21 protein-coding genes are annotated in these 24,537 nt (G+C 42.9%); 13 read left to right on the top strand and 8 right to left on the bottom strand.

The window, feature by feature from the left end; all coding sequences use genetic code 11:
- The first annotated feature begins 24 nt into the window (after positions 1 to 24).
- From clpB to AC2CZC_RS01440, 4 genes are all read left to right on the top strand, one after another.
- Positions 25 to 2,601, top strand: coding sequence for an ATP-dependent chaperone ClpB (gene clpB / locus AC2CZC_RS01455; RefSeq protein WP_484583561.1), 2,577 nt, complete (start codon positions 25 to 27; stop codon positions 2,599 to 2,601).
- Positions 2,602 to 2,734: 133 nt separating this feature from the next.
- On the top strand, positions 2,735 to 3,670 hold the full coding sequence (locus AC2CZC_RS01450) for an NADP-dependent oxidoreductase (RefSeq protein WP_484583560.1): 936 nt from the start codon (positions 2,735 to 2,737) through the stop codon (positions 3,668 to 3,670).
- A gap of 66 nt (positions 3,671 to 3,736) precedes the next feature.
- A complete protein-coding gene (gene gshA / locus AC2CZC_RS01445) occupies positions 3,737 to 5,314 on the top strand; it encodes a glutamate--cysteine ligase (RefSeq protein WP_484583559.1) in 1,578 nt (525 codons plus the stop codon).
- Positions 5,315 to 5,431: 117 nt separating this feature from the next.
- Positions 5,432 to 6,040: a transglycosylase SLT domain-containing protein gene (locus tag AC2CZC_RS01440; protein WP_484583558.1), complete on the top strand. Its 609-nt coding sequence runs from the start codon at positions 5,432 to 5,434 to the stop codon at positions 6,038 to 6,040.
- 71 nt (positions 6,041 to 6,111) lie between these two features.
- On the opposite strand, the gene AC2CZC_RS01435 is transcribed toward AC2CZC_RS01440, so the two are convergent.
- Together AC2CZC_RS01435 and AC2CZC_RS01430 are read right to left on the bottom strand one after the other, a co-directional pair.
- Positions 6,112 to 7,389, bottom strand: a complete 1,278-nt coding sequence (locus AC2CZC_RS01435; protein ID WP_237135444.1) for an HlyC/CorC family transporter — start codon at positions 7,387 to 7,389, stop codon at positions 6,112 to 6,114.
- An 82-nt stretch (positions 7,390 to 7,471) separates the two neighbouring features.
- Positions 7,472 to 8,275 carry a cytochrome C assembly family protein gene (locus AC2CZC_RS01430; protein ID WP_484583557.1) on the bottom strand — a complete coding sequence of 268 codons (804 nt, stop codon included), beginning with the start codon at positions 8,273 to 8,275 and terminating at the stop codon, positions 7,472 to 7,474.
- 163 nt (positions 8,276 to 8,438) lie between these two features.
- Between AC2CZC_RS01430 and ffh the strand changes: the two genes are divergently transcribed.
- Positions 8,439 to 9,818 carry a signal recognition particle protein gene (gene ffh / locus AC2CZC_RS01425; protein ID WP_484583556.1) on the top strand — a complete coding sequence of 460 codons (1,380 nt, stop codon included), beginning with the start codon at positions 8,439 to 8,441 and terminating at the stop codon, positions 9,816 to 9,818.
- 55 nt (positions 9,819 to 9,873) lie between these two features.
- Here the strand turns inward: ffh and AC2CZC_RS01420 are convergent, their stop codons facing one another.
- From AC2CZC_RS01420 to AC2CZC_RS01405, 4 genes are read right to left on the bottom strand one after another with little or no spacing between them, the layout of a single operon-like run.
- A complete protein-coding gene (locus tag AC2CZC_RS01420; RefSeq protein ID WP_484583555.1) occupies positions 9,874 to 10,617 on the bottom strand; it encodes a HugZ family pyridoxamine 5'-phosphate oxidase in 744 nt (247 codons plus the stop codon).
- Positions 10,610 to 11,407, bottom strand: a complete 798-nt coding sequence (locus AC2CZC_RS01415; protein ID WP_484583554.1) for a heme ABC transporter ATP-binding protein — start codon at positions 11,405 to 11,407, stop codon at positions 10,610 to 10,612. The genes AC2CZC_RS01420 and AC2CZC_RS01415 overlap by 8 nt, the downstream gene beginning before the upstream one ends.
- Positions 11,400 to 12,449, bottom strand: a complete 1,050-nt coding sequence (locus AC2CZC_RS01410) for a FecCD family ABC transporter permease (RefSeq protein WP_484583553.1) — start codon at positions 12,447 to 12,449, stop codon at positions 11,400 to 11,402. Before AC2CZC_RS01410 ends, AC2CZC_RS01415 begins: the two co-directional genes overlap by 8 nt.
- Positions 12,446 to 13,264 carry a heme/hemin ABC transporter substrate-binding protein gene (locus tag AC2CZC_RS01405; protein WP_484583552.1) on the bottom strand — a complete coding sequence of 273 codons (819 nt, stop codon included), beginning with the start codon at positions 13,262 to 13,264 and terminating at the stop codon, positions 12,446 to 12,448. Before AC2CZC_RS01405 ends, AC2CZC_RS01410 begins: the two co-directional genes overlap by 4 nt.
- 242 nt (positions 13,265 to 13,506) lie before the next feature.
- Between AC2CZC_RS01405 and AC2CZC_RS01400 the strand changes: the two genes are divergently transcribed.
- The 6 genes from AC2CZC_RS01400 (at position 13,507) to tyrA (ending at position 19,234) form a co-directional block, all read left to right on the top strand.
- Complete coding sequence (locus tag AC2CZC_RS01400) at positions 13,507 to 15,606, top strand: TonB-dependent hemoglobin/transferrin/lactoferrin family receptor (RefSeq protein ID WP_484583551.1); 2,100 nt, start codon at positions 13,507 to 13,509, stop codon at positions 15,604 to 15,606.
- 270 nt (positions 15,607 to 15,876) lie between these two features.
- Positions 15,877 to 16,125, top strand: coding sequence for a 30S ribosomal protein S16 (rpsP, locus tag AC2CZC_RS01395; protein ID WP_023398624.1), 249 nt, complete (start codon positions 15,877 to 15,879; stop codon positions 16,123 to 16,125).
- A 17-nt stretch (positions 16,126 to 16,142) separates the two neighbouring features.
- On the top strand, positions 16,143 to 16,676 hold the full coding sequence (gene rimM / locus AC2CZC_RS01390; protein ID WP_235405332.1) for a ribosome maturation factor RimM: 534 nt from the start codon (positions 16,143 to 16,145) through the stop codon (positions 16,674 to 16,676).
- Positions 16,676 to 17,440: a tRNA (guanosine(37)-N1)-methyltransferase TrmD gene (gene trmD / locus AC2CZC_RS01385; protein ID WP_065791929.1), complete on the top strand. Its 765-nt coding sequence runs from the start codon at positions 16,676 to 16,678 to the stop codon at positions 17,438 to 17,440. Before rimM ends, trmD begins: the two co-directional genes overlap by 1 nt.
- A 33-nt stretch (positions 17,441 to 17,473) precedes the next feature.
- Complete coding sequence (gene rplS, locus AC2CZC_RS01380; RefSeq protein WP_039608679.1) at positions 17,474 to 17,833, top strand: 50S ribosomal protein L19; 360 nt, start codon at positions 17,474 to 17,476, stop codon at positions 17,831 to 17,833.
- A 255-nt stretch (positions 17,834 to 18,088) separates the two neighbouring features.
- Positions 18,089 to 19,234 (top strand): bifunctional chorismate mutase/prephenate dehydrogenase, encoded by a 1,146-nt coding sequence (gene tyrA / locus AC2CZC_RS01375; protein ID WP_484583550.1) that lies wholly within the window; start codon positions 18,089 to 18,091, stop codon positions 19,232 to 19,234.
- Between the two features lie 80 nt (positions 19,235 to 19,314).
- Here tyrA and AC2CZC_RS01370 read toward each other — a convergent pair whose 3' ends face one another.
- Positions 19,315 to 20,469, bottom strand: coding sequence for a chorismate mutase (locus AC2CZC_RS01370; RefSeq protein ID WP_484583549.1), 1,155 nt, complete (start codon positions 20,467 to 20,469; stop codon positions 19,315 to 19,317).
- A 312-nt stretch (positions 20,470 to 20,781) separates the two neighbouring features.
- Here AC2CZC_RS01370 and AC2CZC_RS01365 point away from each other — a divergent pair, with 312 nt between their 5' ends.
- Positions 20,782 to 23,760, top strand: coding sequence for a bifunctional diguanylate cyclase/phosphodiesterase (locus tag AC2CZC_RS01365; RefSeq protein ID WP_484583548.1), 2,979 nt, complete (start codon positions 20,782 to 20,784; stop codon positions 23,758 to 23,760).
- Here AC2CZC_RS01365 and yciH read toward each other — a convergent pair.
- Complete coding sequence (gene yciH, locus AC2CZC_RS01360) at positions 23,757 to 24,086, bottom strand: stress response translation initiation inhibitor YciH (RefSeq protein ID WP_237135457.1); 330 nt, start codon at positions 24,084 to 24,086, stop codon at positions 23,757 to 23,759. The genes AC2CZC_RS01365 and yciH overlap by 4 nt on opposite strands.
- 145 nt (positions 24,087 to 24,231) lie before the next feature.
- On the opposite strand from yciH, the gene AC2CZC_RS01355 reads away from it, so the two are divergent.
- Positions 24,232 to 24,537: an STAS domain-containing protein gene (locus AC2CZC_RS01355; RefSeq protein ID WP_039608683.1), complete on the top strand. Its 306-nt coding sequence runs from the start codon at positions 24,232 to 24,234 to the stop codon at positions 24,535 to 24,537.

Here is a 24,537-nt window from a genome sequence, read left to right as displayed (position 1 = left end):
TAGAATACTTAGGTGTGGAGTCTCATGCGTTTAGATAGATTTACTAGCAAATTCCAAAGTGCGTTGTCAGACGCTCAATCCCTAGCATTGGGTCGAGATCATCAATTTATAGAACCAGTCCATTTAATGTACGCGCTGTTGCAGCAAACGGGTTCGAGTGTCAGGGCGCTATTTGCGCAAGCAGGTGTGAGTGCAGACGAGCTCAACACTAAGTTATCTCAATCTATAGAGCGATTGTTCAAAGTTGAAGGTGTTGGCGGTGATGTTCAACTGTCTAATAACCTTATTTCACTTATCAATCTATGTGATAAATATGCCCAAAAGCGCAAAGATAAATATATTTCTAGCGAAGTGTTTGTATTCTCAGCATGTGAGGATAAAGGCGAGTTAGGAGATATCTTTCGTGCCCTCAATATTACCCAAGACAAGGTTGAAAAGGCCATCAAAGCCATTCGAGGCGGGCAAAAAGTAGATGATCCTAACGCAGAAGAAACACGTCAGGCCCTTGAAAAGTATACAATAGATTTAACTGAGCGCGCTGAGCAGGGCAAATTAGACCCAGTGATAGGTCGCGATGATGAAATTAGGCGCACGATTCAAGTCCTGCAGCGTCGAACTAAAAATAACCCTGTGCTGATCGGTGAACCTGGGGTCGGAAAGACAGCGATTGTCGAGGGATTAGCACAGCGTATTATCAACGGTGAAGTACCTGAAGGGCTCAAGCACAAACGTGTTTTGTCTCTAGATTTAGGGGCACTTGTTGCAGGTGCTAAGTATCGAGGCGAATTCGAAGAGCGCTTAAAATCAGTGTTAAATGAGCTAGCTAAAGAAGAAGGCAGTGTGATCTTATTCATTGATGAGATCCATACCATGGTTGGTGCAGGCAAAACAGATGGTGCAATGGATGCGGGGAATATGCTTAAGCCTGCTCTCGCACGTGGCGAGCTGCATTGCGTTGGTGCAACGACACTGGATGAGTATCGTCAATATATTGAGAAAGACGCTGCACTTGAAAGGCGTTTTCAAAAAGTCTTTGTCTCAGAGCCAACAGTTGAAGATACCATTGCGATTTTACGTGGCTTAAAAGAACGCTACGAATTGCATCACTCTGTAGATATTACCGATCCAGCGATTGTTGCTGCGGCAAATTTATCACATCGTTATATTAGCGACCGTCAACTACCCGATAAAGCCATTGACCTAATAGATGAAGCAGGCTCATCTATTCGTTTGCAAATCGACTCTAAGCCAGAGCAACTAGACAAGCTCGAAAGACGCATTATTCAGCTGAAGTTAGAAGACAATGCTTTGGCGAAAGAAAAAGACGAAGCCAGTCAAAAACGCCGCACTGAAATGCAGTCACTGATCGCCCAGCTAGAGACTGAATATACAGAATTAGATGAAGTTTGGAATGCTGAAAAAGCCTCTTTGCAGGGCACGCAAGTAATTAAAGCTGAGCTTGAGCAAGCGCGCCTTGACCTTGAAGTGGCGCGCAGAGCGAGTGATTTGCAGCGCATGTCTGAATTGCAATATGGCCGTATTCCTGCGCTTGAGCGCAAACTAGACTTAGCATCTCAAGCTGAAATGCAAGAAATGAGCTTGCTTAAAAACCAAGTGTCTGAAGATGAAATCGCGGAGATCCTTTCTCGTTGGACAGGTATTCCTGTGGCGAAGATGCTGCAAGGGGAGCGTGAAAAGCTCTTACATATGGAAGATGAATTACATCAGAAAGTCATCGGGCAGGACGAAGCGGTTAATGCGATTGCTAACGCTATCCGTCGCTCGCGTGCAGGGCTTGCGGATCCTAATCGTCCAATCGGTTCCTTCTTATTTTTAGGACCTACTGGGGTGGGTAAAACGGAGCTGACAAAAGCGTTGGCTAATTTTATGTTTGATACTGAAGATGCCATGGTGCGGATCGACATGTCTGAATTCATGGAAAAGCACTCAGTCGCTCGTTTAGTCGGTGCTCCCCCTGGTTATGTCGGCTATGAAGAAGGTGGCTATTTAACGGAAGCGGTACGTCGCAGACCTTATTCTGTTGTGTTGTTGGATGAAGTAGAAAAAGCGCATCCAGATGTCTTTAATATTCTTCTACAGGTATTAGATGATGGCCGTTTAACCGATGGCCAAGGTCGAACGGTTGATTTTAAGAATACTGTTATCATCATGACATCAAACTTGGGGTCAGACGTTATTCAAGAGCAGGCAAGCAGTAATGATTATACTGGCCTGAAAAATAAACTGATGGACGTACTGACGACTCAGTTTAGACCTGAGTTTATAAACCGTATCGATGAGACTGTGGTATTCCATCCACTGGTCACTGAACACATCAAGCAAATTGCAAGGATCCAACTTGATAAGCTCTCAGGTCGTCTTAAAGATAATGGTTATGGGTTCGAAGTGAGCGAAGGCGCACTTGAAAAAATAGCACAGAGCGGTTTTGACCCAGTGTTTGGAGCGCGGCCACTCAAGCGTGCTATACAGCAGTATATTGAAAACCCATTGGCGCAAAGTTTGTTGCAAGGTGATTTTAATGGGTACGCACGCATTAAGGTAGATGTTGATGAAGGCAATATATTGTTTAGTGGCGAGTAATCTCGTACTACAGCTCAAATATAATTAAAAATATTTGTTATGAACCCCCTAAAGATCACGATGAAGTTATTTGGGGGGTTTTGCTTTTATATGGTAAATTTAACGACTATTTAGTCTAGCTTGATGACATAACATGAATAAAAATTACAAACAGGCAGGAGTCGTAAATTTTGGCACCGCAGATAGACTTCAAATACGAAACCTTCCACTGCCAGTACTTGAACGAGGTCAAGTTTTTATTCGTATTACCTCATCTTCGATAAATCCCATTGATGTTAAAACACGCGCAGGTTTAGGTTATGTTGCACAGTCCAAGCAGGATGGTGCATTTTTACCTTTAGGCTACGATGTATTAGGCATCGTTGAAGAGGTAAGTGGAGGCGTTAATAACGTCGCAGTCGGTGACACTGTATTAGGCATGGTGGGTTTTCCCTCGACGCCTGGTTGCTATGCGTCTCATGTCATTGTTGAAAGTGAAGAAATTATTGTTGTTGACTCGAAAGTTTCTGATGAATTGGCGGGTCTGAGTTTAGCAGGACTCACTGCGCTACAGTCGTTAGATAAATTAAATGTGAACGCAGGGACCTTGTTTATTAACGCGCCGACAGGTGGTGTAGGCCATTTAGCTATACAGCTAGCGGTGCTTAACGGATTTGATGTGGTTGCCGTTACAACACGTAAGGCATTAATTGAGTCATTGAACTTTGATGTGGCGACTATGTCTTACGAGGAGTTTTTTGACCAACCCCAGTCGGGTCAGCTTTTGGATTTGGTCGGTGGCGAGCTTGCTTGTAAAATGCTGTCAAACATGGGAGCGGGTACTTCGTTTGTGACTGTGCCTTCAATTACCAAAGACGCGGTCATTGAACACGGTGCCTCTTTTGGCGCTCAAGGAGATGGAATTTTAGTCCAAGCTAATCCAAAACAGCTAAATGAACTGTATAAAGCTGTCGCGACACAGCGAGTAAAGCTTGTTGCAAGTAAAAAATTTAAGCTAGATGAGGTTGCTTTGGCTCACAAATATGTTGAGCAGGGCGAGCACTTTGGCAAAGTTATTATTGTGGCTTGAGTATTTTAAATTAGCCCCCATTGAAGGGGCATAACTTAAGCTTGATCCGGGCCTCGAGGTATTTTTTTGAAACACACGAATTTAGATAGCAAGTTAGAAACACTTGCCAACACTGCGCTTGTCTCTTCATTAGCGGGTATTCAGCGCGGTATTGAACGAGAAGCTTTACGGATCCAGCCATCCGGCAAAATTGCTAAAACACCCCATCCAGCAGGTGTTGGACACCCATTGACACATAACTCAATTACAACCGACTTTTCAGAGTCACTGCTTGAGTTTATTACACCTGTTAGCACCTCTGCAGAACAAACGTTATCTCAGCTTAGAGATCTACAAAAATATACTTTGGCGAATATGGGCGATGAAATGCTCTGGCCTATGAGTATGCCGTGCTTTATCGAAGATCAAGACGATATTGTTCTGGCACAATTTGGTGAGTCAAATATTGGGAAAATGAAAACCCTGTATCGCGAAGGGTTAAAAAATCGCTATGGCAGCATGATGCAGGCTATTGCTGGTGTGCATTTTAATATGTCATTCCCAAGTGACTTCTGGAGCGCATTAAAGGCGAGCGAGCAAAATACAGGGTCGGTACAAGATTTTATTTCTGATAAATACCTTGGCCTTATTCGCAATTTTAAACGTGAACTATGGCTGATAAGCTATTTATTTGGCGCTTCCCCTGCGTTATGTCGCTCATTTTTACAAGGTAAGCAAAGCGATTTACCATTTCAAGAGTCAGGTAAAGGGACTTTATATTTAGATAAAGGTACAGCGTTACGTTTGGGCGATTTAGGATATACCAACAGTGCTCAGTCTTCACTTAAAGTGATGTACAACAGCTTGCCTGAATATGTGAAAGGCTTGCAAACAGCAATCCGCTGTCGTTCTGATTTATACGAAAATATTGATGATTATCGCGCGGATGTGCCTAAGCAGTTGAACAAGAATATTCTTCAGATAGAAAACGAGTTCTACTCACCAATCCGACCTAAGCGCAATGCCAATTCACAAGAGACACCAACACAGGCATTGGCACGCGGTGGCATCGAGTATATTGAGATCCGTGCCTTAGATGTTAACCCATTCTCAGATACAGGCATTAGCTTAGAGCAAATCAGATTTTTAGACGTGTTCTTAACTTACTGTTTGTTAAAAGACTCACCAGAGATGGACTGGGATGAACAGCAGGTTTCAGACAGAAACTTACAAAGTGTAATTTGCACAGGGCGCGATACCGAGACGCATTTACAGCAAGGCGATACGCAAGTTTCTATTGCGGCGTGGGCTGAATCTATTTTCCATGACTTGACGAAAGTTGCCAAGCTGTTTGATGACGCGCATGGTGATCAGACTTACTCAGACACGATTGCAAGCTTAGCTACTTGGGTCGATAATCCGGATGAGACGTTTTCAGGTCAATTAGTGAGTGCTTTAAAAGAACAGAGTACCGATTCTGCTGAGCAAGCTCTTAAACTGGCCAGTCAATATAAGCAATCTCATTTGCAAAGTGACTATCAGTTTTATAATGAGTCAGAGTTGGATGCTAAAACAGCGCAGTCATTTGTGGATGAAAAATCGGTGTGTGATGCAGATGAGTTAACACTGACTGCATTTTTACAAGATTATTTCGAAAAGGCATAAAAAAACGCAGCCCATGGGGCTGCGTCAAAATATATCAGGGATGAAACAATGCTAAACTGCTGCATTCAAGTAGTATGACCCTAGCAAAATAGAAAAGTTCAGGTGAGTTCAAAAAAAATGAGAAAAAAAATAATATTTTTACCTCTACTTCTAGCTCTGACTGGTTGTGCAACAGCCCCTCCGAAGCAACCTAATGATATTTGTAAGATTTTTGAGGAGAAAGAAGATTGGTATTACGACGCGCGTGATGCACAGGAAAAGTGGGGTTCGCCAAAACATGTGCTGATGAGCATGATGTACCAAGAGAGTTCATTTAGGCACGATGCCGCGCCGCCGATGGAATACTTCTTAGGCTTTATTCCAATTGGCCGTGCAAGTTCAGCATATGGTTACTCCCAAGCAAAAACAATGACTTGGAGTGATTATATTCGCGAGACTGGCAATTCAGGGGCCGATAGAGATGACTTTGAAGATGCGATAGACTTTATGGGCTGGTTTGTTTATAAAACGCATAAGGTAAATGGTGTTTCAAAGTGGGATGCCTATGCGCAGTACCTAAATTATCATGAAGGTTGGGGTGGATACCGCCGTGGCACCTATAAACAGAAAAAGTGGCTGATGAAAGTTGCTAATAAGGTTAAGCACAGAGCATCTCGTTACGGTGCACAGCTGAAACGATGTGAGGATGATCTGGATAAAAACTGGTTTGAGAGGCTGTTTTCGTAACAATCAGTGTCGAGTAAACGAGTTTAGACTGAATGAAAAGAAAAAAGGGTTAGCATGTGCTAACCCTTTTTTTAAGCTTGTTTTTGTGCTTGTTGCAGTGGAAAAATCTTCACTATTTTAATCATGTTTTCTTTGACTTCCATGACTTCCATTGGATAGTTAGCGATTTTTAAGCTTAGTTGACTCTCTGGAATATCTTCAAGGTACTCAACAATTAAGCCGCTGAGTGTTTTAGGCCCTTCAGTGGGTAACTCCCAGCCCATTTCTTTATTTAGATCTCGGATATTGGCGCTGCCATCCACTAAAACGGAGCCGTCACTTTGCACCGTCACTTCATCGCTTGGTGTTGGTGTCTGAGTCGTTGTAAAGTCACCAACCACTTCTTCTAAAATATCTTCTAGCGTCACCAAGCCCTGAATGTCACCGTATTCATCAACGACTAGGCCAATGCGCTCTTTATTTTGTTGAAACTTGAGCAGTTGAGTATTCAGCGATGTGCCTTCAGGAATAAAGTATATTTCTCTTACGGCACGCAGTAGTGAAGGCTTATCAAACTGCTCTTTAGTTAACAAGCGCAGTGCATCCCTTGAGTGAATAAAGCCAACAGCGTCATCTATTTGATCACGGTATAGCAGCACTCGAGTGTGTTGAGCATTTGTTAGCCGACGAGAAATATCTTTCCAGTCATCGTTAATATCAATCGCATTGATCTCATTTCGGGGGATCATGATATCTTCAACGGTGACCTGCTCTAGGTCTAAAATAGAGGTCAGCATATTGCCATGATTAGTGGGTAGCATGGCACTGGATTCATTTACGACCGTCTTAAGTTCTTCTTTACTTAAGCTATGTTCTTCTATTTGTTCTGGTGATACACCAAAAAGTTTGAGCATGCCATTGGTGATCCAGTTGACGGTAACCACGACAGGGAATAATACTTTTAAAAGTATTTTAAGTATCACAGAGCTTGGGAAAGCCACTTTTTCAGGATACAGTGCAGCAAGTGTTTTAGGCGTGACTTCAGCAAAAATCAAAATAACCAAGGTCAGTGCAAATGTTGCAACAACAATACCTGCATCACCTAATAATCTCATACCAATCACGGTGGCAACCGCTGAGGCGGCGATATTAACGAGGTTGTTACCGATAAGAATAAGTCCAATAAGGCGATCTGGCCTTTTGAGTAGTTTATCAACGCGTTTGGCAGATTTGTTATTCTCTTTAACTAAATGTCTGAGTCTATAGCGATTAATGGACATGATGCCAGTCTCAGAGCTTGAGAAATAACCTGATATAAGTATCAGCACGCCAAGTATGATAAACAAGGCGCTGGTAGATATGTCGTCCAACAGAGGATCCCTTTTTTACTTTCGAAAGGTTATTAAGCGTCAGCACACGGATAGAGTCAAGCGTGACGCTCATTTTTTTGTATTAAAATTTGTCTAAGATAACTTCTTGAATAAATCGGCTGCCAAAATAAGCCAAGGTAACGATGCCGGATGCGCCGATAATGGCAAAAACGACAGGCTTTCCACGCCAACCAAATTGGTGGTGACCGAGTGTGACTGAGGCAAAAATTGTCCAAGCAATTAATGATAATACCGTTTTGTGGATAGACGCTTTATCAAACATACCATCTAAGAATACAAACCCAGCAATGAGTGCTAATGTGAGCAGTCCGGTGCCGACAGTGAGGAGTTGATATAATTGAGACTCCACTTGCATCAGTGGAGGCAAATGACTATTCATGATTGCAAGATCTTTGCTCTTTAAACGCTTATCAATAAAGTAAAACTGTACAGCGTACAAAGTAGCGATAATTAGAATACAGTAAGCCAGCAGTGATAACGAGATATGTGTGACTAAGCCAATATCTACATTGATGTCATCCATGATAATGTGGTGGGGGATAAATAAACTGGCAATAAGCAAAATTGCCGCAAATCCATAAACCACGGGCAGCAATAAAGTTGCAGGGAATTTTAATGAGACCGTTGTCACAGAGACGACAATAACCCAGCAAGTCAACAGGGCAATATTAATGGTACTCAAGTCTTGACCGTATTGAGTAAACACTGAGTTCACCAATACCAGCATATGGCTCAATATCGCCACCGTACTTAAAATAACGGTCAACTTTTGACTTGGGCCTTCTCTATGGAATAAACGTGAAAGCACGTGTCCAGTTGCTAGTATGTAAAACAGGCTCGCCAATAATGACAAAATGATGATCATGAACTTTGTGTCTACTTTCGTGGTCCTTTTATAGGCTATTGTATTTTAAGCCTCGCCGCTTGCATAGACTTTGTAAAAAGAATCTTTGTATAACTTGAATACTGTATTAGTTGCGCGCATATCAGTATAATGTTGCGTAATTACGAGATAGTGGAAGCGATACATGTTTGAGAACCTCCAAGAACGCTTAGGAAAAACGCTTAAAAACATCAGCGGCAGGGGCCGACTGACCGAAGATAATATTAAAGAAACACTGCGCGAAGTGCGCATGGCCTTGCTTGAAGCAGACGTTGCACTGCCTGTAGTGCGTGAGTTTGTAAAAAAAGTGAAAGAGCGTGCTGTTGGTGTTGAAGTCACCAAGAGTCTAAGTCCTGGTCAGGTTTTCATTAAAATTGTTCGTGAAGAACTTGAAAAGGCGATGGGTGAGGCGAATGAAGAGCTAAACCTTAACGCTCAGCCCCCAGCTGTTGTGATGATGGCGGGTTTGCAAGGTGCTGGTAAAACGACCAGTGTGGGTAAACTTGCAAAATTCTTAAAAGAGAAAAAGAAAAAATCTGTTTTGGTTGTGAGTGCCGACGTATATCGTCCGGCGGCAATCAAGCAGCTTGAAACGTTAGCACAGGAAGTAGATGTTGAATTCTTCCCAAGTGACATTTCTCAAAAACCAGTTGATATTGCCAATAACGCGGTTAGTCATGCGAAAAAGAGATTCATTGACGTAGTGCTGGTGGATACCGCGGGTCGTCTTCATGTTGACAGTGACATGATGGACGAGATCAAAGAGTTAAATGCAGCGATCAATCCAATTGAAACGCTATTTGTTGTTGACTCAATGACAGGTCAGGATGCCGCCAATACGGCAAAAGCATTCGATGAAGCGCTACCTTTAACTGGTGTGATTTTAACGAAAACAGATGGTGATGCACGTGGTGGTGCAGCGTTATCTATCCGCCATATCACAGGTAAGCCGATTAAATTTATGGGTGTGGGTGAGCGAACAGATGCGCTTGAACCATTCCACCCAGATCGTATCGCTTCGCGTATTCTTGGCATGGGTGATGTGTTATCACTTATTGAAGAAGTAGAAGCAAAAGTTGACAAAGATAAAGCTGCAAAAGTGGCGGAAAAAGTCTTTAAAGGAGACGGTTTCACACTGGAAGATTTTGCTGAGCAATTAAAGCAAATGAAAAACATGGGCGGTATGATGTCTATGTTAGAAAAGCTGCCAGGCATGAATAACCTACCTGATGCAGTGAAGGGTCAAGTCAATGACAAAACCTTTAATCAGATGGAAGCGATTATCAGCTCAATGACGCCAAAAGAGCGTGCGCGCCCGGAAATCATCAAAGGTTCTCGCAAAAAGCGTATTGCTGCAGGTTCTGGTACTCAAGTACAAGATATCAATAAGCTGCTTAAGCAATTTACTCAAATGCAGAAGATGATGAAGAAGATGAAAGGCAAAGGCGGCATGATGAAAATGATGCGCGGCATGAAAGGTATGATGCCTCCAGGTATGTTTGGCGGCGGCGGTCCTAAGTTTTAATTAACTGAATCAAAAAAGGGAAGTGATGTCACTTCCCTTTTTACTTTATCAAGCCCTAATCTTGTTCGGCCTCAGAGCTAAGCGCTTTTCGTGCTGCCTTGGTCAGCCTAACAAGTTCCATTCTCACTGCTTTACTATCCATGCACACGTTTTCAAACTGAACATAATAGTTTTTGTCATTGGCGCGAAGATAACATCCATCAGGGACAATGGTCGTCATGATGACATCGTCAGCTTGTACTTGGTGGATCAGATTCAACATAAGTTGGTTGGCATCAGCATGGTCATCATTCATATGCTCAACCATGCGCTTTTCATCTTCTAGCGTCCATTCTGGCGCTTGTGCATGCCATTCGTTTTCTTCTATCCAAAAAATATGACCAAATCCACCGATATAACGAACGCGTTTTACTTCCATGCGCCATAACTGAAAGTCATGGGCTTGGCGGTAAGATATAGCTTCAGGGTATTGACGCTCATAGCGCTCAAGTAATGCTTCTGACTCTTCAGCTGGCACCGGCGCTGCATCACCAACGACAGTTACTCGTGCGTGTGCATTTTGGTCACCTTGCTCTGCAGCATCGAATACGGTCGCACACATGCGGCTATCTTCAGTAAGGTTTCTTGAATGTTGTGCTATCCCTGCAATATAAAAAATTAGCCTGCCTTGATTGTCCGTCATAAAAGGAGACACAGATCCAAAAGGGTAGCCCTGTAGGTTTTTAGAAATAGTTGAGATCACACAGACAGATGACTGTCTTACTAAGGTGCGTGCTTCAAAAGCGGCTTGTTCACGCATTGGAGGCTCCTGTTAGCGGTTCTGAAAAAATCATAGGGATTTCAAAGCTGGGGTGCAAGTTAATTTGCATGCCAGCACGGTATATTGGTTGCAGCACCTCAGGGCGTAAGACATCCTGTGGCTTGCCGTCCTGATAGATGACGCCATGGTGCAGCAGTAAAATTCTGTCAGCATATAATGATGCTAAGTTTAAGTCGTGTAATACAGCAATGACGGTATTACCTTGCTCTGCAAACGATTTCGCTTTGCTTAAGGTCATATGTTGATGATGCAGATCCAATGCCGAGGTTGGTTCGTCCAGTAACATCAACTTGCCTGACGTTCCAGGCTTATGTGCATCAAGCTGCGCAATGCAACGTGCAAATTGCACACGTTGAAACTCACCGCCTGATAGTACGGTAACATCTCTGTCAGCTAACGTTTCTAGAGACATTTGTAGGATGACCTCATTGACCACTTCTGCCTGTGCTGACCTAGTCTCGTGATAGGGGTAGCGCCCCATTGCAATCAATTCTGCAGCATTAAAAGCAAAATTGACGCGGTTGTTTTGCAGCAGCATGGCGCGTTTGGTAGCCAGTTGCTGTGGGTCAAGTTGATGGATCCGCTGTTTGTGAAATAACACATCCCCTGAGTAGGTCAGATCATCACATATTGCGCTCAATAAGGTCGATTTACCTGCGCCATTCTCTCCAAGTAAGACAATAAATTGACCTTGCTGCGCAGTAAAAGACACGTCGTGAATAATGCGCTTGTTGCCGCGCGTAATCGAGATATTGTTACACTCAAGCATGAGCACCTCGCTTTTGCTTCACTAATTGATAGATAAAAAATGGCGCGCCAAATAGCGCTGTGACAATACCTATCGGTAACTCAGAGGGGGCGACAATCAGGCGTGCTATCCAATCAGCAAGTAACATTAATAAGCACCCTAAAAGCATGCTCAGAGGGAGCATTTTTCGTAGATCTGGACCCACTAATAAGCGCGCGATATGGGGAACAACCAACCCAACAAAGCCAATCATACCCGCCATAGCAACGGCACCACCGACACCAAGCGCAACGAGAAAGACCACTTCGGTCTTTAGGCGTTTCACATTCACACCTAGATGTCTTGCATCCCTTTCGCCAAGCATCAGTGCGTTTATTTGGCGTTTCTTCAAAATCAACATGATGGTACTGATGATGATAAGAGGAGCACCGTAAATCATTGCTGACCAACTCGCGCCGCCTAAAGACCCCATTTGCCAGTAAGTCATCAAACGCAATGAACTGTCATCAGCAAAAAAGCTGAATAAGCCGATAATGGCCATGGCAATGGCATTAATGGCGACGCCTGCCAATAATAATGTCGTGATTTGAACCTGACCTTGATGGTTGGCTAGACGATAAATGACAGAAGTGATGGTTAATGCACCTACGAATGCGGCAGGTGCAACCATGGCTTCATTAATAAAGCTGACTTTGGGAGCGAGTGCGATAACGGCAATGGCAGCGACCGCTGCGCCACCGGTGACACCCATTAAACTAGGATCGGCTAGCGGGTTGCGACATAGCGCCTGCGTTGCAGCGCCGCTGCAAGCGAGCACGGAGCCAACTAAAATGGCGAGTAGCAATCGAGGTAATCTAATTTGTGATACGACACTCATTTGCAGCTCATTAATGTCCATTGTCATGGTATCGGGTAATAACCAAGCGATGGGCATTTTCCAATCCCACCCAACAGGACCGCTACTGAGAGAGAGCCAAGCAAGGCCAAGCAGCAATAAGCCGCTCAACCAGTACCACTTTAAATGTTGATTTGAATTTAAAAGGGGAAGTGCGGTGTTGCTCATAATGCCTGCTTACGATGAAATGCGTCTAGTTTGGCAATGGCTTCAGGTAATCGAGTAGTCATACCGAGTGCCATTAGAGAATCCATAACTAATAGACGACATTCCTTCGCAGCTGGGATTAAAGCAAGGGATGCTTGCTGACAAAACTTTTCTGGGCCGCCTGCACCATAGACAACATGACTGGGGGCGACGATAAAGTCAGGGTTACTGACTAATAGAGCTTCGCGGTTAAAGGGCTTAAAGCCATTATGTACCGCGATATTTTCAATGCCTGTATAGTCAAATAAGACATCTGGTACAGTCTCTTTTCCTGCGACCATCACACCTCTTTCACCAGCAGAGAGAATAAATAATGCCTTCGTATCTGAGCGTTTAGGTTTACTTGGCAATTGCTTTTTTAAAGAGTTGATTAGCTGTTCTGCTTGAGGCTTTTTGTTGAGATCGGTTGCAACTTCGGTGATAAGAGAAAAAAGCCCTTGAACATGCTTTGGCTTTTCATACAACTTGAGTGGCACTCCAGTGCTTTTAATTTGCGTGAGTACTTCAGGGCGGCCGGCGCCTTCTAGGGTCAAAATCATAGTTGGCTTTTGCGATAAAATACCTTCTGCGGCCAAATCACGATAATAGCCAACTTTTGGCAGGGTTGTTGCCTTTGGTGGCCATGTACTTGAGGTGTCTACTGCAACGACAGACTCACCTGCATTGAGCGCATAGACGATATCTGTAATGGTGCCACCTGCGACGACCAAGCGTTCTGCGTTCGCAGCGAAGCTACTCAGCATCAGTAAAATACCAATATAAAGGGTATGTTTCATTGTTCTCTCACGTGTTAATTACTTGAGTTTTTGACTCGTTACTGCTCGTTTGAAGGGCAGTTTGAGCGACTGATAAATCCCTTATGAGTCTGTGTATCCAATGACGGTAATAATACATTCTCAAGAAACTAAAATCTACATGATTATAGAAATGCAAATAATTATCGTTTGCGATAGTTTAAAAATACCTTTATAGTGCACAGCGAAATTTATTCGTTCTTCCTGTTTGAGGTTAAAAGATAATGTTTAAACAAACTACTATTTCGCTAAGTATTGCAGCTGCGGTCTTTACTGCGCCAAGTTCAGTTGCGGAGCAATTTGAGAAAGACAGCGAGGTTATCGTAGTATCAGGGTCGCGTATTGAGCAAAAGCTTGAGGATGTTGCGGGCTCTGTGAATGTTGTCACCGAACAAGAAATTGAACGTGAGTTAGCAGTGGACTTAAATAGTGCATTTAAGTATCAAACAGGGATCACAACTACGGGCTCAACTGGTGAAGCCCAAGCGCTCAATATTCGTGGTATTGGTGGAAATCGTGTTGTTTACGTCAAAGACGGACGCCGCTTGAATGATGCTTATTCTGGTGGTGGCGGCTTAATCATTGGTCGCGGTTACTTTGATGTTGATAACGTAAAGCAAATTGAAGTGGCAAAAGGTGCTGCATCATCTCTTTATGGCTCTGATGCTTTGGGTGGCATTATTGTTATATCGACAAAAAATCCGTCTGATTACCTAGCGAATGAAGATAGTTATGCTCAAGTTGGCATTGGCTATTACGGCGTTAACTCGGAAAAGAGCGCCACAGCAACATTTGCTAAGCAACTTAGTGATCTAAACGCCACATCTATTCAAGTGACGCGTCGGGATGGCGAAGAAACGCAGAATTATCAAGAAAATCTTCCAGGATTTGACTACACATCAAATGCGTTATTGCTAAAGTCGGAGTTTAAATTGACTGACAGCGAGCGTGTTTTGGCGACGCTTGATTACTTTGACCAAGACAGCGAGCAAGTAATCACGGCAAATGAGTATGAAACAAAAGATGATAACGAAAGCCTTTCTTTGTCATTAGAGTTTGATACTTCAACAGCGACAAGCTTTTACGATAACTTAAGTACACAAGTTTATTATACTGACTTTGAACAAATCAGTAATCAGACTCGTGCAAATGATGGAAGTCGCAGCCGTATTGGGCCTTACACGGATTACAACGACTATCGTTTCGAGCAGTCTATTCTTGGTGCACGCTTGGTATTAGATAAGCAGCTAGAGTTTGGTTCTGTGTCACATCAACTTGTATATGGCTTTGATTATGATGGCTATGAAACATCAAGACCTCGTCTAAAAACCCGAATCGATGCACAAGGTAATAAAGTGCTTGATAATGAGGGACAAAAAACATTCCCTGGTGCAGACACCACCATGTTAGGTCTTTTTGTACAAGATAATATTGCTTTGTCTGATGCTGTTACATTGAACGCGGGTTTGCGTCTTGATAAGTATGATATGGATGCAAAACAAAGTGAGCTTTATGAAGGCACAGAGTTTGGAGATATCAGTGAAACTGCGCTATCGCCAAAGCTTGGCTTAGTATATGCAGTTTCAGATAATTTGAATGTGGTGGCGCAATACTCTCGAGGCTTTAAAATTCCACCTCATGATCTGGCCTATCAAAGCCATGGTGTTGAACCTATTTACCAGATTTTACCGAACCCTGAGTTAGACCCAGAGACCAGTGACAGTATAGAGTTTGGTGTGAAAGGTGGTTTTGACTCAAAGCAGTTTTCTGTAACACTATTTAATACTAAGTTCGATGACTTTATAGGTAATAAGGTCGTTCGTGTTGAGCCTAGTCAAATACCTAACATGCCGCCTAAGACGTATTATCAGTACCACAATATTGGTGAGGTAGAAATTAAAGGATTAGAAGCGAACTTTACCGTTTGGGTAAATGATAACGTTTCTGTAGATACTGGTCTTACATATGTACAAGGCAAAGATAAAGAAACGAATGAATACCTAAGTTCAATTAGTCCTCTAAACGGCTTTGTAAAGACACGCTATGAGATGGATAGCTGGTCAGTTACGGCTGCGTTTAAAGCGGCTAAGCGCATGACTAAGGTTCCAACAGATGACAGAATTAAAACTGGTGGTTGGGGAACAGTCGATCTCTATGCTGAGTATGATTTCGGCAACCTGCGACTCAATGCTGGTGTCTTTAATCTGTTAGATAAAGAATATATCCCTTATGAAAGTGTTGCAGGGCAAGCGGCTGATGCGAACCTAGAGCAATACACACAGCCTGGACGTAATTTTGCAATTAATGCTAAATATACCTTCTAGGCGGTAATGTCTCCCTGCGAGCAAGGCGAAATTCGCTTTGCTTGAGCATTTAAACGGGTGTTTTCAACAGCATCCGTTTCTTTATTTTGGCGGGTACGAAGCCAAATGATGATTGCATTTTAGGTCTAAACCGACCTAGGTATGTCAAGATTGAGAATTAAATCTAAAACATACTTGCATTGTTGAGAAAAACTCGTACAATTCCCCAGCTTCCCGTAGTGGGAAGTTATATCTTATTAATGAAAACAGTCAATCTATGTAGAGGACGGTATGGTAACTATTCGTTTGCAACGTGGCGGCGCTAAAAAGCGTCCATTCTATCAAATCGTGGTTGCGGATAGCCGTTTCTCGCGTGACGGTCGTTTCATCGAGAAAGTAGGTTTCTTTAACCCAATCGCTTCTGGTCAGGAAGAAAAAATTCGTCTAGATCTTGCTCGTGTTGATCACTGGGTAGGTCAGGGCGCATCTCTTTCAGATCGCGTAGCTAAGTTAGTTAAAGACGCTCGTAAAGCGGCTTAATAGGCGTAAGTGTAACCATGAGTCAAGATAACACCTCGACACTCGTTGTCGGCAAATTAGGTGCCCCTTATGGTATTAAGGGTTGGCTTAAGGTGCATTCATTTACTGATGATCCCCAAGGGATCTTCGATTTCAGCCCATGGTTGATAGGGCAACAAGGTAAATGGCAAGCACTTGAAGTGAGCGACTGGCGTCGCCACAACAAGGGTTTCATCGCTAAATTTGCGAACATTAACGACCGAGATGAAGCAATGGCTTATACCAATGCTGAAATTGCCGTTAATAGTGAGCAGCTTCCTGAATTACCTGAAGGGGAGTTTTATTGGCGAGACTTAATTGGTATGACGGTTGTAACCAATAAAGGTTATAACTTAGGTCATGTCGATGACCTTATGGAGACTGGCTCAAATGACGTTTTGGTTGTGAAAGCAAACAAAAAAGATGCATTTGGTCAGACTGAACGCTTAATTCCATTTTTGACAGATTCTGTCATTGTTGAAGTTAAGCATGAAGAACGTGAAATTACGGTTGATTGGGATCCAGCATTTTAATGAGTGAGCAGCAAAAACTTTGGGTCGGCGTTGTATCGTTGTTCCCTGAAATGTTTGATGCAGTTACTCAGCAAGGTGTAACTGGTCGAGCTGTGAAAAACGGTTTGATTGAGTTCAATTGTTGGAATCCAAGAGAGTATGCGACCGATAAACATCGTACTGTAGATGATCGCCCTTATGGCGGTGGTCCTGGTATGTTGATGATGGTAGAGCCGCTTGAAAAAGCCATTTTAGATGCAAAAGCTGCAGCTGGTGATGGTGCAAAAGTAATTTACATGTCTCCACAAGGGCGCAAACTAGACCAACAAGGCGCTGCTGAATTGGCAACGTCTGAGAAGTTGATTTTAGTTGCGGGTCGATATGAAGGTATAGATGAACGGATCATCGAGTCTCATGTAGATGAAGAGTGGTCCATTGGTGATTTTATTCTCAGTGGTGGCGAATTGCCCGCCATGACACTTATTGACGCAGTTGCGCGATTAGTGCCAGGTGTGCTTGGTCACAATCAGTCTGCTGAGCAGGATTCATTTTCGGATGGCCTGTTAGATTGCCCTCACTATACTCGGCCTGAAACATTGGATGGAAAGCAGGTCCCTGCTGTATTACTCAGTGGGAACCACAAAGAAATTGCAAAATGGCGCTTAAAGCAGTCATTGGGCAGGACTTGGCTACGCCGTCCGGACTTGTTGCGTAACCTAGCTCTGACTGAGGAGCAAGCAAGGCTTCTCGCTGAATTTCAGCAAGAACATGAAGCTTGTGGCTAGAAGACAGTTACTCCTAGGAATGTGAGAAATAAAATGGCAAAAGTAAACCAAAATATTATTAAAGCGCTTGAAGAAGAGCAGCTTAAAAAAGACGTACCAGTGTTCGGCGCTGGTGATACAGTAGTTGTACAGGTACGTGTAAAAGAAGGTAACAAAGAGCGTCTACAGGCCTTTGAAGGTGTTGTAATCGCTAAGCGCAACCGTGGCCTTCATTCATCTTTCACTGTTCGTAAGATCTCAAGCGGTGAAGGTGTTGAGCGTGTTTTCCAAACACACAGCCCAGTGGTTGATAGCGTTACAGTTAAGCGTCGTGGTGCGGTTCGTCGTGCTAAGCTTTACTACTTACGCGAGCGTTCTGGTAAATCTGCACGTATTAAAGAGAAACTTAACTAATACGCGCATACTACCTATGCTTAACAAACAGACCGCATTATGCGGTCTGTTTGGTTTCAGGCTCTCACTTTTTCAATATTAGTCACCAAACTCACTTCAAAACACTTTCTTATTTTCTACTTAGTATAAAACTCCTGCGTTTGTACCCTACAATAGTATGAAGAAACAAATTGACGCTTTCTTAATAAAATTCGTCCTGTTAGACTGGGTGTAATTTATTATTTACTGATGTAAATTAAGGTTTACGGTATGGGAATGAGAGAGAACTTAAGCCTAGATGAGCTGCGCATGCAGATAGATCGTTGTGATAGTGAACTGGTGAGCTTACTTGCTGAGCGAAGAAGACTGACCGAGCAGGTAGGGCAGATCAAACAACAAAAGGGCGCAGCATTACATGCTCCAGATCGAGAGGCGGCGTTGATCGCTGCTCGCCGTCAACAGGCCGAAGAAAAGGGCGTTAACCCTGAGTTGGTAGAAGATATTTTACGTCGCATGATGCGTGAGGCTTATGAAAACCAACAGAGTAAATTGGCATGTGCAGCGCCACAACTCTCACCTATTGTTATTGTCGGTGGTCAAGGTGCGATGGGCCAGCTGTTTGCAAAACAGTTTAAACGTTCAGGGTATGAGGTAAAAATACTCGACAAATCTCAGCAAACGGATGCCAGTTCAGTGTTAGCAGGCGCTAAACTCGTGCTGGTGAGTGTGCCGATAAACAGTTTAGATCAAGTAATAGCAGATTTGCCGCCATTAGACCCTGAATGCATTTTGGCAGATATTACCTCTGTTAAGCAAAGCCCTTTAAAAAGTTTACTCAAAAAACACGCAGGCCCAGTGGTTGGCTTACACCCGATGTTTGGACCTGATATTTCACACTGGGTTAAGCAAACTGTAGTTGCTTGTCATGGCCGTGATGAAAATGCATGCAGTGGATTATTAAAACAGCTGCAAATATGGGGATGCCATATTGTGCCAATGGAAGCGAAAAAGCACGATCAAGCAATGCAGATTATTCAGGTTATGCGCCACTTAACAACGTTTGTCTATGGTCAGTTCTTAGCAAAACAGTGTCACACTCTGGAAGAGCTGCGCAGCTGCTCATCACCTATTTATCAATTAGAACTAATGATGGTTGGCCGTTTGTTTGCGCAGTCTCCGGAATTGTATGCTGATATCATGCTAGCCCAGTTTGAAGATGTCGAAGGGCTACTTGCCAGCTATCAAGATACTTTTGAACAAACACTTCAGAGTTTAAAGCAAGGTGATAAGCAGGCCTTGATTGATGGCTTTGACAAAGCACAAACTTATTTCTCTGACAGTGCGCATACCTTCTTAGCGCAAAGCCGTGGGATTTTAAATAAAGCCAATGATGCTAAAGTGTTAGATGAGCTTGCTTCTTAAATTAAAAAAAGCGCTAGGTACATAGCGCTTTTTCCACTGTTTTGTTCTATTACCCGTTCACGAAAACCTACAGTTGATGATTAAATAGGGTCTACCGCTTTGAGCGACTCACTTTGATAACAGCCGAGTATTCTTACGGTTTGCGTGTGCGCTTTAAGGGCTTCAAGTGCTTTTTGAACAACTGGATCGGCAATGTTTGCTTGAAGGTCAACATAAAATACCTCTTCCCAAGGGTTGCCTGGTACTGGGCGAGATTCAAGTTTTGTCATGTTGATACTGTTTTCTTTAAACACCATCAATGCATCTGCCAGCGAGCCCACATGCTGTTTGGTTGCCATAATAAGGCTTGTTTTAGTGGGGATTTGAGTAGAGACTTGTAGTGGTTTTCTCGCCACAACAATAAAGCGGCTGTGATTCTCAGCTTGGTTTGCCAGTTCACTTTTAATGACTTCTAAACCTTGGGCGCGACCAGACTGCGCAGAACCAATAGCGGCACTTTGCTCACATTCTGCGGCAAATTTTATGGCACTGGAGGTCGAATCACAGGTTTCATGAATGACATCCGCTAAGCTTTGTAAGAATCGACTACACTGGGCAAATGGCTGAGGGTGAGCAAATATTTTTTTCACATCTTTAAGCTCAGTGCCAGGCTGTGCGAGCAGGCAATGCTCTACACTGTGTGTCACCTCTCCAACGATAGATACTTGCGCGTGCTGCATTAGATCAAAGACTTCGTTGATACTGCCTGAGCTGGTATTTTCAATTGGTAATATACCGAAGTCAGCTTTACCATGCTCAACAGAGGTGGTGATTTCTTCAAAAGATTGGCAACCAAGCTCGACGACTTTACCTGGGCGGCGACTAAAATACTTGTGGCATGCCAGCTGGCTATAAGAGCCCTGTCCACCGAGATAAGCTACGCGATGGGTGTCGTTAACTGCATCTGGATTTAAACTCTTTTGCAATAGTGCCTGCTGATTAAGAACCGAGTCTTCTAAGATAACTTGGAAAACGTTGTTGATGTAAAAAGGGTCAAGGCCTAGAGACTTTCCGTAACTGATGAGCTTTTCAAGTAGTGCTAGCTCTCGTTCTTCATCTCGAATTGGCTTGTTGTTGTTTATTTTATACTCCAGTACTCCATGGCTTATCCTTCTGCGTTTAGCCAGCAGCACTAATAGCTCAGAGTCTATCTCGTTAATCTCTGTTCTCAATGCATTTAAAGTATCTTGCGTCATGGTCCTCACTCCCATTTTGCCAAAAAAAAAAGCCTCCCAGATGTTGGGAGGCTTAGCTATTCGTTTTCACGCGCAAACAGTTAAGCCTCTTCACCTAAAGAAGCTAAAAAAGAAAAAATAGCGGCGCGTAAAATAGTTCATAATCTGTTCGTTTTCATATTTACAGTGTTATCATTATTATTAACACAGATATTAAGGCAATTACAACAAGGTATTTTAAATTATACCAGAAATGCATTGGCTACGATTTGTGTGATCTGATATATTCAAGACAATATATGAAAAAAAACATAACTAGGTAAAGAGTTTATCGTGGGCAATCGTCGTCCTCCTTCGCGTTTTGGTGCTAATTCTCTAAGTGTGAAATTATCAATTTTGATTTCCGCCGTATGCGTTATTGCGGGGGTATTTGCTGCTGCTTTGATGTTAAAGTCCGAAGAGAAGCACCTGATAGAGGCTGAGTTTGTTCAACTGCACGATTTAAGCGAGCAAATGTTGCAACAGTTTGTGCAATACTTAGAGCTTAAAAAAAACTTGGCGCAGCAAACAAACGTTGTTGTGACAAAAAAGTTGCTCCCAGTTAGCAGCTCTCCCCTTGATATTGAAGTGCCAGTCAACGCTCTTGATGGTAAGGTGCACAGTGTTGCTGCAAATGGCATGTCTGCTGCGTACATATTAAAAGAAACACTATCCGATACTGACAAAGTATTGTTCCAAAAATCCGAAACGCTTTGGAATACGTTGTCTCCGATATTGTTGCAGGACTTTTTCAACTTTTATATTTATACCACTGAGGATTTCGTTCGCATCGCACCACCCAACTCTGTGCTATTGGACAGTGCACAGAATCGGCAAGCAAATATTCACGCGCAGCCACTTTTACGTGAAGAGTTAAATCCTACGAGAGAGGCAGTCTGGTCTGACGTACATCATGATCCTGTTTGGAACAAATGGGTTGTGAGTATTTTGGTGCCACTGTATGAAGGCGATGAGTATAGAGGGTTTACAGGCAGCGATTTAGAGCTTGAAACACTCCTCTCTCACCTGCCAAAGCCGACTTCAGATCAAAGCTATATTATTTTTGATAAACAGGGTCGAATTATCTCGGCGCCTAATTTAATTGATGCCACAGACACATCTGAATTACAAACAAAAGAAGCGTTACCAAAAGCAATCCAACGAGTCATTGATACTGCGCTTAAAGTGAGGTTACCCAGCTATCAAGATGAATTCATTCATGATAAAGCTGGTCACATCGCCAATGTGATGCACCTTGGTGAGTTAGATTGGTACGTTGGCATGTATAAACGCAGAGATACTGCTTTATATGCGCTTGAAGAGCTAAAGGTTAAGTTCTTTGGTTTGTTTGTTTTATATGCCGCCTTTGTTGCTATGTTGCTACATCAAGTAATTTACCACCTGATTTTGAAGCGAATAAACCAGCTCGTTAAGGTGTTAATTAGCTTTGGTCGCGGTCAGTGGGACCACCCTAAACTCACTGATAGTGATGATGAGATTGGGCTCCTTAATGCGTCATTCAACGATATGAGTGATGACATTAAAAAGTTAGTAAATGGGTTAAACCAACGCATTAGTGAGAAGGAAATTGCTGAAAAAGCGGCAAATCGTCTTTCTAAAGCGGTGGCTTTTTCTGGAACAGGTGTGGTAATAACCAATGAGCGTTTTAAAATCGAATATGTGAATCCAAAAATGGTAGAGATGACAGGGTTCCCAGAGTCTCACTTTTTGGACTCGCCATTGCTTGGTATCATTTCTAATGAAATGGCGATTTTAATCGATGACATCGACTTTGATCTGAAAAGTCGAAATTACTGGCGTGGTGATACGCTGTTGCAAAGCAGTGATAATGAGCAAATTTGGGTGAGTTTGAGTATTTCTCCAATCAGAGAGAATGGGGGGCGTATTTCAAGCTATGTGGCGTCTGCGCAAGACATCTCTTTTGTCAAAGAAAGCCAAAGAAAAATGGAGGAATTGGCTTATTTTGATACTTTGACTGGACTCGCTAATCGTACTTTTTTCCGAATGCAATTGCGAAAGTCTATGGCGTTGGCGTCTCGGGGGCATTATGCATTTGCGTTGTTTTATTTCGACTTGGATGAATTTAAACGCATTAACGATACACTGGGTCATGATGCTGGAGATAGACTATTAGTAGAAGTTGCAGACAGATTGAAGCAACGACTCAGAGCGGAAGATACCATTGCCCGTTTGGGCGGTGATGAGTTTGCTGTTTTACTCAGTGGAATAAGCACGCGGGATAATGCCATGGACGTTGCTCACACTATTCAAAAGACGTTAGGGCAGCCGATATTACTGGGTAATAATGAAGTGATAGTCAGTGCGAGTATCGGTATTACGCTTGCCCCATTTGATAGCCAAGAAGAAGAACAGCTGTTGAAACATGCAGATTTGGCCATGTATGAAGCAAAAGCCAAAGGACGAAATACATTCCATTTCTACTCACAGGAATTGAATGCGGCAGCAAATGAGCGTCTACATATAGAAAATGAGCTGCGCCAAGCCATAAAGAGTCAGCAATTCTCGCTGCAATACCAGCCTCAAATTGACAGCCGAACAGGGAAAATAGTGGGCTATGAAGCGCTGATAAGATGGAATCACCCAACTGAAGGGAATATTCCACCAACGAAGTTTATCCCCATTGCTGAAGCAACTGGTTTGATTGTTGAAATTGGTACATGGGTGTTAAAAGAGGCGTGTCGCTTTTCTGCGGTGCTCAAGTCCAAAGGCTATACAGCAGATATTTCAATCAACCTGTCAGCCAGACAATTTAAGGATTCAAACTTAATAGAGACGATTTCTCAAACTTTAAGCGAAGTGGGCCTTCCACCGTCAATGCTGCACCTAGAGCTAACAGAAAGTATGCTTATGGGTGATGTAGAAGCGGCAATTGAGCAATTGAAAGAAATGAAAAAGCTAGGTGTCTCCTTGTCTATTGACGATTTTGGGACTGGTTATTCCTCGCTGAGTTATTTAAAACGCTTTCCAGTAGATGTACTTAAAGTAGACAGGTCATTTGTGAAAGATATACCGCAAGATACGAACGATATGGAAATCACTGCGGCTATCATTGCGATGGCGCAGAAGCTCAGTATGAAAGTCGTAGCTGAAGGTGTGGAAACTGCCGAGCAGGTCGCTTTTTTACAGCGTAATAATTGCCACATTGTGCAAGGCTACTACTATAGCGCGCCACTGACAGAGCAGGGGGTGTTTGCGCAAAACCCAGATATAATGAAGGTAGCAGGGAATTAACCCCCTGCTATTTTTACTTTAAAACCTTGTGCAACCAGTAAGCCTTTAAGCTTTTCTCTGTCGTCACCCTGAATTTCAATAATGCCTTCTTTGACGGCACCACCTTGTCCCATCTTACTTTTTAGTGATTTAGCCAGCTTTTTTAAATCATGTTCGCTTGGGTCTATGCCGACGACTAACATAACACCTTTCCCCTTTCGCCCTTTGGTTTGACGCTCGATACGAATATGACCATCTTTAAACAGCTTAACGTCTTGTTGTGGCTGCTCGTCTTCTGGTTTAATTCGACCCAGCTCGGTAGAATATACTAAACGACCATCTGACATTGCTTACTCCAAACTAGTTATCTTATTTTGGATACTAACAAAAAGTGTTTTGTGTCGTTATATTTTTTTGGCGAAATTACGTAATACGATTATATTTAAAACATAAAGATGGATAACAAAACCAAATTTAGAGTAGGAGCTTGCAATGAGCCTGAGCAAAAATGCTTCAGCTGACGGAAAGACCTTAACAATTCAGATTAAAGGGAAGTTTGACTTTAATTTAGTGCAATCATTTCGCCAAGCATATGCGGAAGTGAACGATGAAACTGAGAAAGTCGTTGTTGATTTGCGAGACACAGACTACATGGACAGTTCAGCATTGGGTATGTTGTTAAATATGAAAAAAACGCTCGGTGATTCAGTTGGTAGTATTCAAATCAGCAATTGCCGACCCCAATTAAAAAAGATATTGCAAATATCAAGATTCGATAAAAAGTTTGAAATAGATTAG

The organism is Pseudoalteromonas sp. MMG033 (assembly GCF_057197785.1).
The sequence above is the reverse complement of the archived record's forward strand: the minus strand, read 5'-3'. Positions and strand labels throughout refer to the sequence as shown.

Excerpts from the sequence above, each read along its gene's own strand:
- clpB (WP_484583561.1), top strand. The coding sequence starts at position 25 with ATGCGTTTAGATAGATTTACTAGCAAATTCCAAAGTGCGTTGTCAGAC.
- AC2CZC_RS01450 (WP_484583560.1), top strand. The coding sequence starts at position 2,735 with ATGAATAAAAATTACAAACAGGCAGGAGTCGTAAATTTTGGCACCGCA.
- AC2CZC_RS01440 (WP_484583558.1), top strand. The coding sequence starts at position 5,432 with ATGAGAAAAAAAATAATATTTTTACCTCTACTTCTAGCTCTGACTGGT.
- AC2CZC_RS01430 (WP_484583557.1), bottom strand. The coding sequence starts at position 8,275 with ATGATCATCATTTTGTCATTATTGGCGAGCCTGTTTTACATACTAGCA.
- ffh (WP_484583556.1), top strand. The coding sequence starts at position 8,439 with ATGTTTGAGAACCTCCAAGAACGCTTAGGAAAAACGCTTAAAAACATC.
- AC2CZC_RS01420 (WP_484583555.1), bottom strand. The coding sequence starts at position 10,617 with ATGCGTGAACAAGCCGCTTTTGAAGCACGCACCTTAGTAAGACAGTCA.
- AC2CZC_RS01415 (WP_484583554.1), bottom strand. The coding sequence starts at position 11,407 with ATGCTTGAGTGTAACAATATCTCGATTACGCGCGGCAACAAGCGCATT.
- AC2CZC_RS01410 (WP_484583553.1), bottom strand. The coding sequence starts at position 12,449 with ATGAGCAACACCGCACTTCCCCTTTTAAATTCAAATCAACATTTAAAG.
- AC2CZC_RS01405 (WP_484583552.1), bottom strand. The coding sequence starts at position 13,264 with ATGAAACATACCCTTTATATTGGTATTTTACTGATGCTGAGTAGCTTC.
- AC2CZC_RS01400 (WP_484583551.1), top strand. The coding sequence starts at position 13,507 with ATGTTTAAACAAACTACTATTTCGCTAAGTATTGCAGCTGCGGTCTTT.
- rpsP (WP_023398624.1), top strand. The coding sequence starts at position 15,877 with ATGGTAACTATTCGTTTGCAACGTGGCGGCGCTAAAAAGCGTCCATTC.
- rimM (WP_235405332.1), top strand. The coding sequence starts at position 16,143 with ATGAGTCAAGATAACACCTCGACACTCGTTGTCGGCAAATTAGGTGCC.
- trmD (WP_065791929.1), top strand. The coding sequence starts at position 16,676 with ATGAGTGAGCAGCAAAAACTTTGGGTCGGCGTTGTATCGTTGTTCCCT.
- rplS (WP_039608679.1), top strand. The coding sequence starts at position 17,474 with ATGGCAAAAGTAAACCAAAATATTATTAAAGCGCTTGAAGAAGAGCAG.
- tyrA (WP_484583550.1), top strand. The coding sequence starts at position 18,089 with ATGAGAGAGAACTTAAGCCTAGATGAGCTGCGCATGCAGATAGATCGT.
- AC2CZC_RS01370 (WP_484583549.1), bottom strand. The coding sequence starts at position 20,469 with ATGACGCAAGATACTTTAAATGCATTGAGAACAGAGATTAACGAGATA.
- yciH (WP_237135457.1), bottom strand. The coding sequence starts at position 24,086 with ATGTCAGATGGTCGTTTAGTATATTCTACCGAGCTGGGTCGAATTAAA.
- AC2CZC_RS01355 (WP_039608683.1), top strand. The coding sequence starts at position 24,232 with ATGAGCCTGAGCAAAAATGCTTCAGCTGACGGAAAGACCTTAACAATT.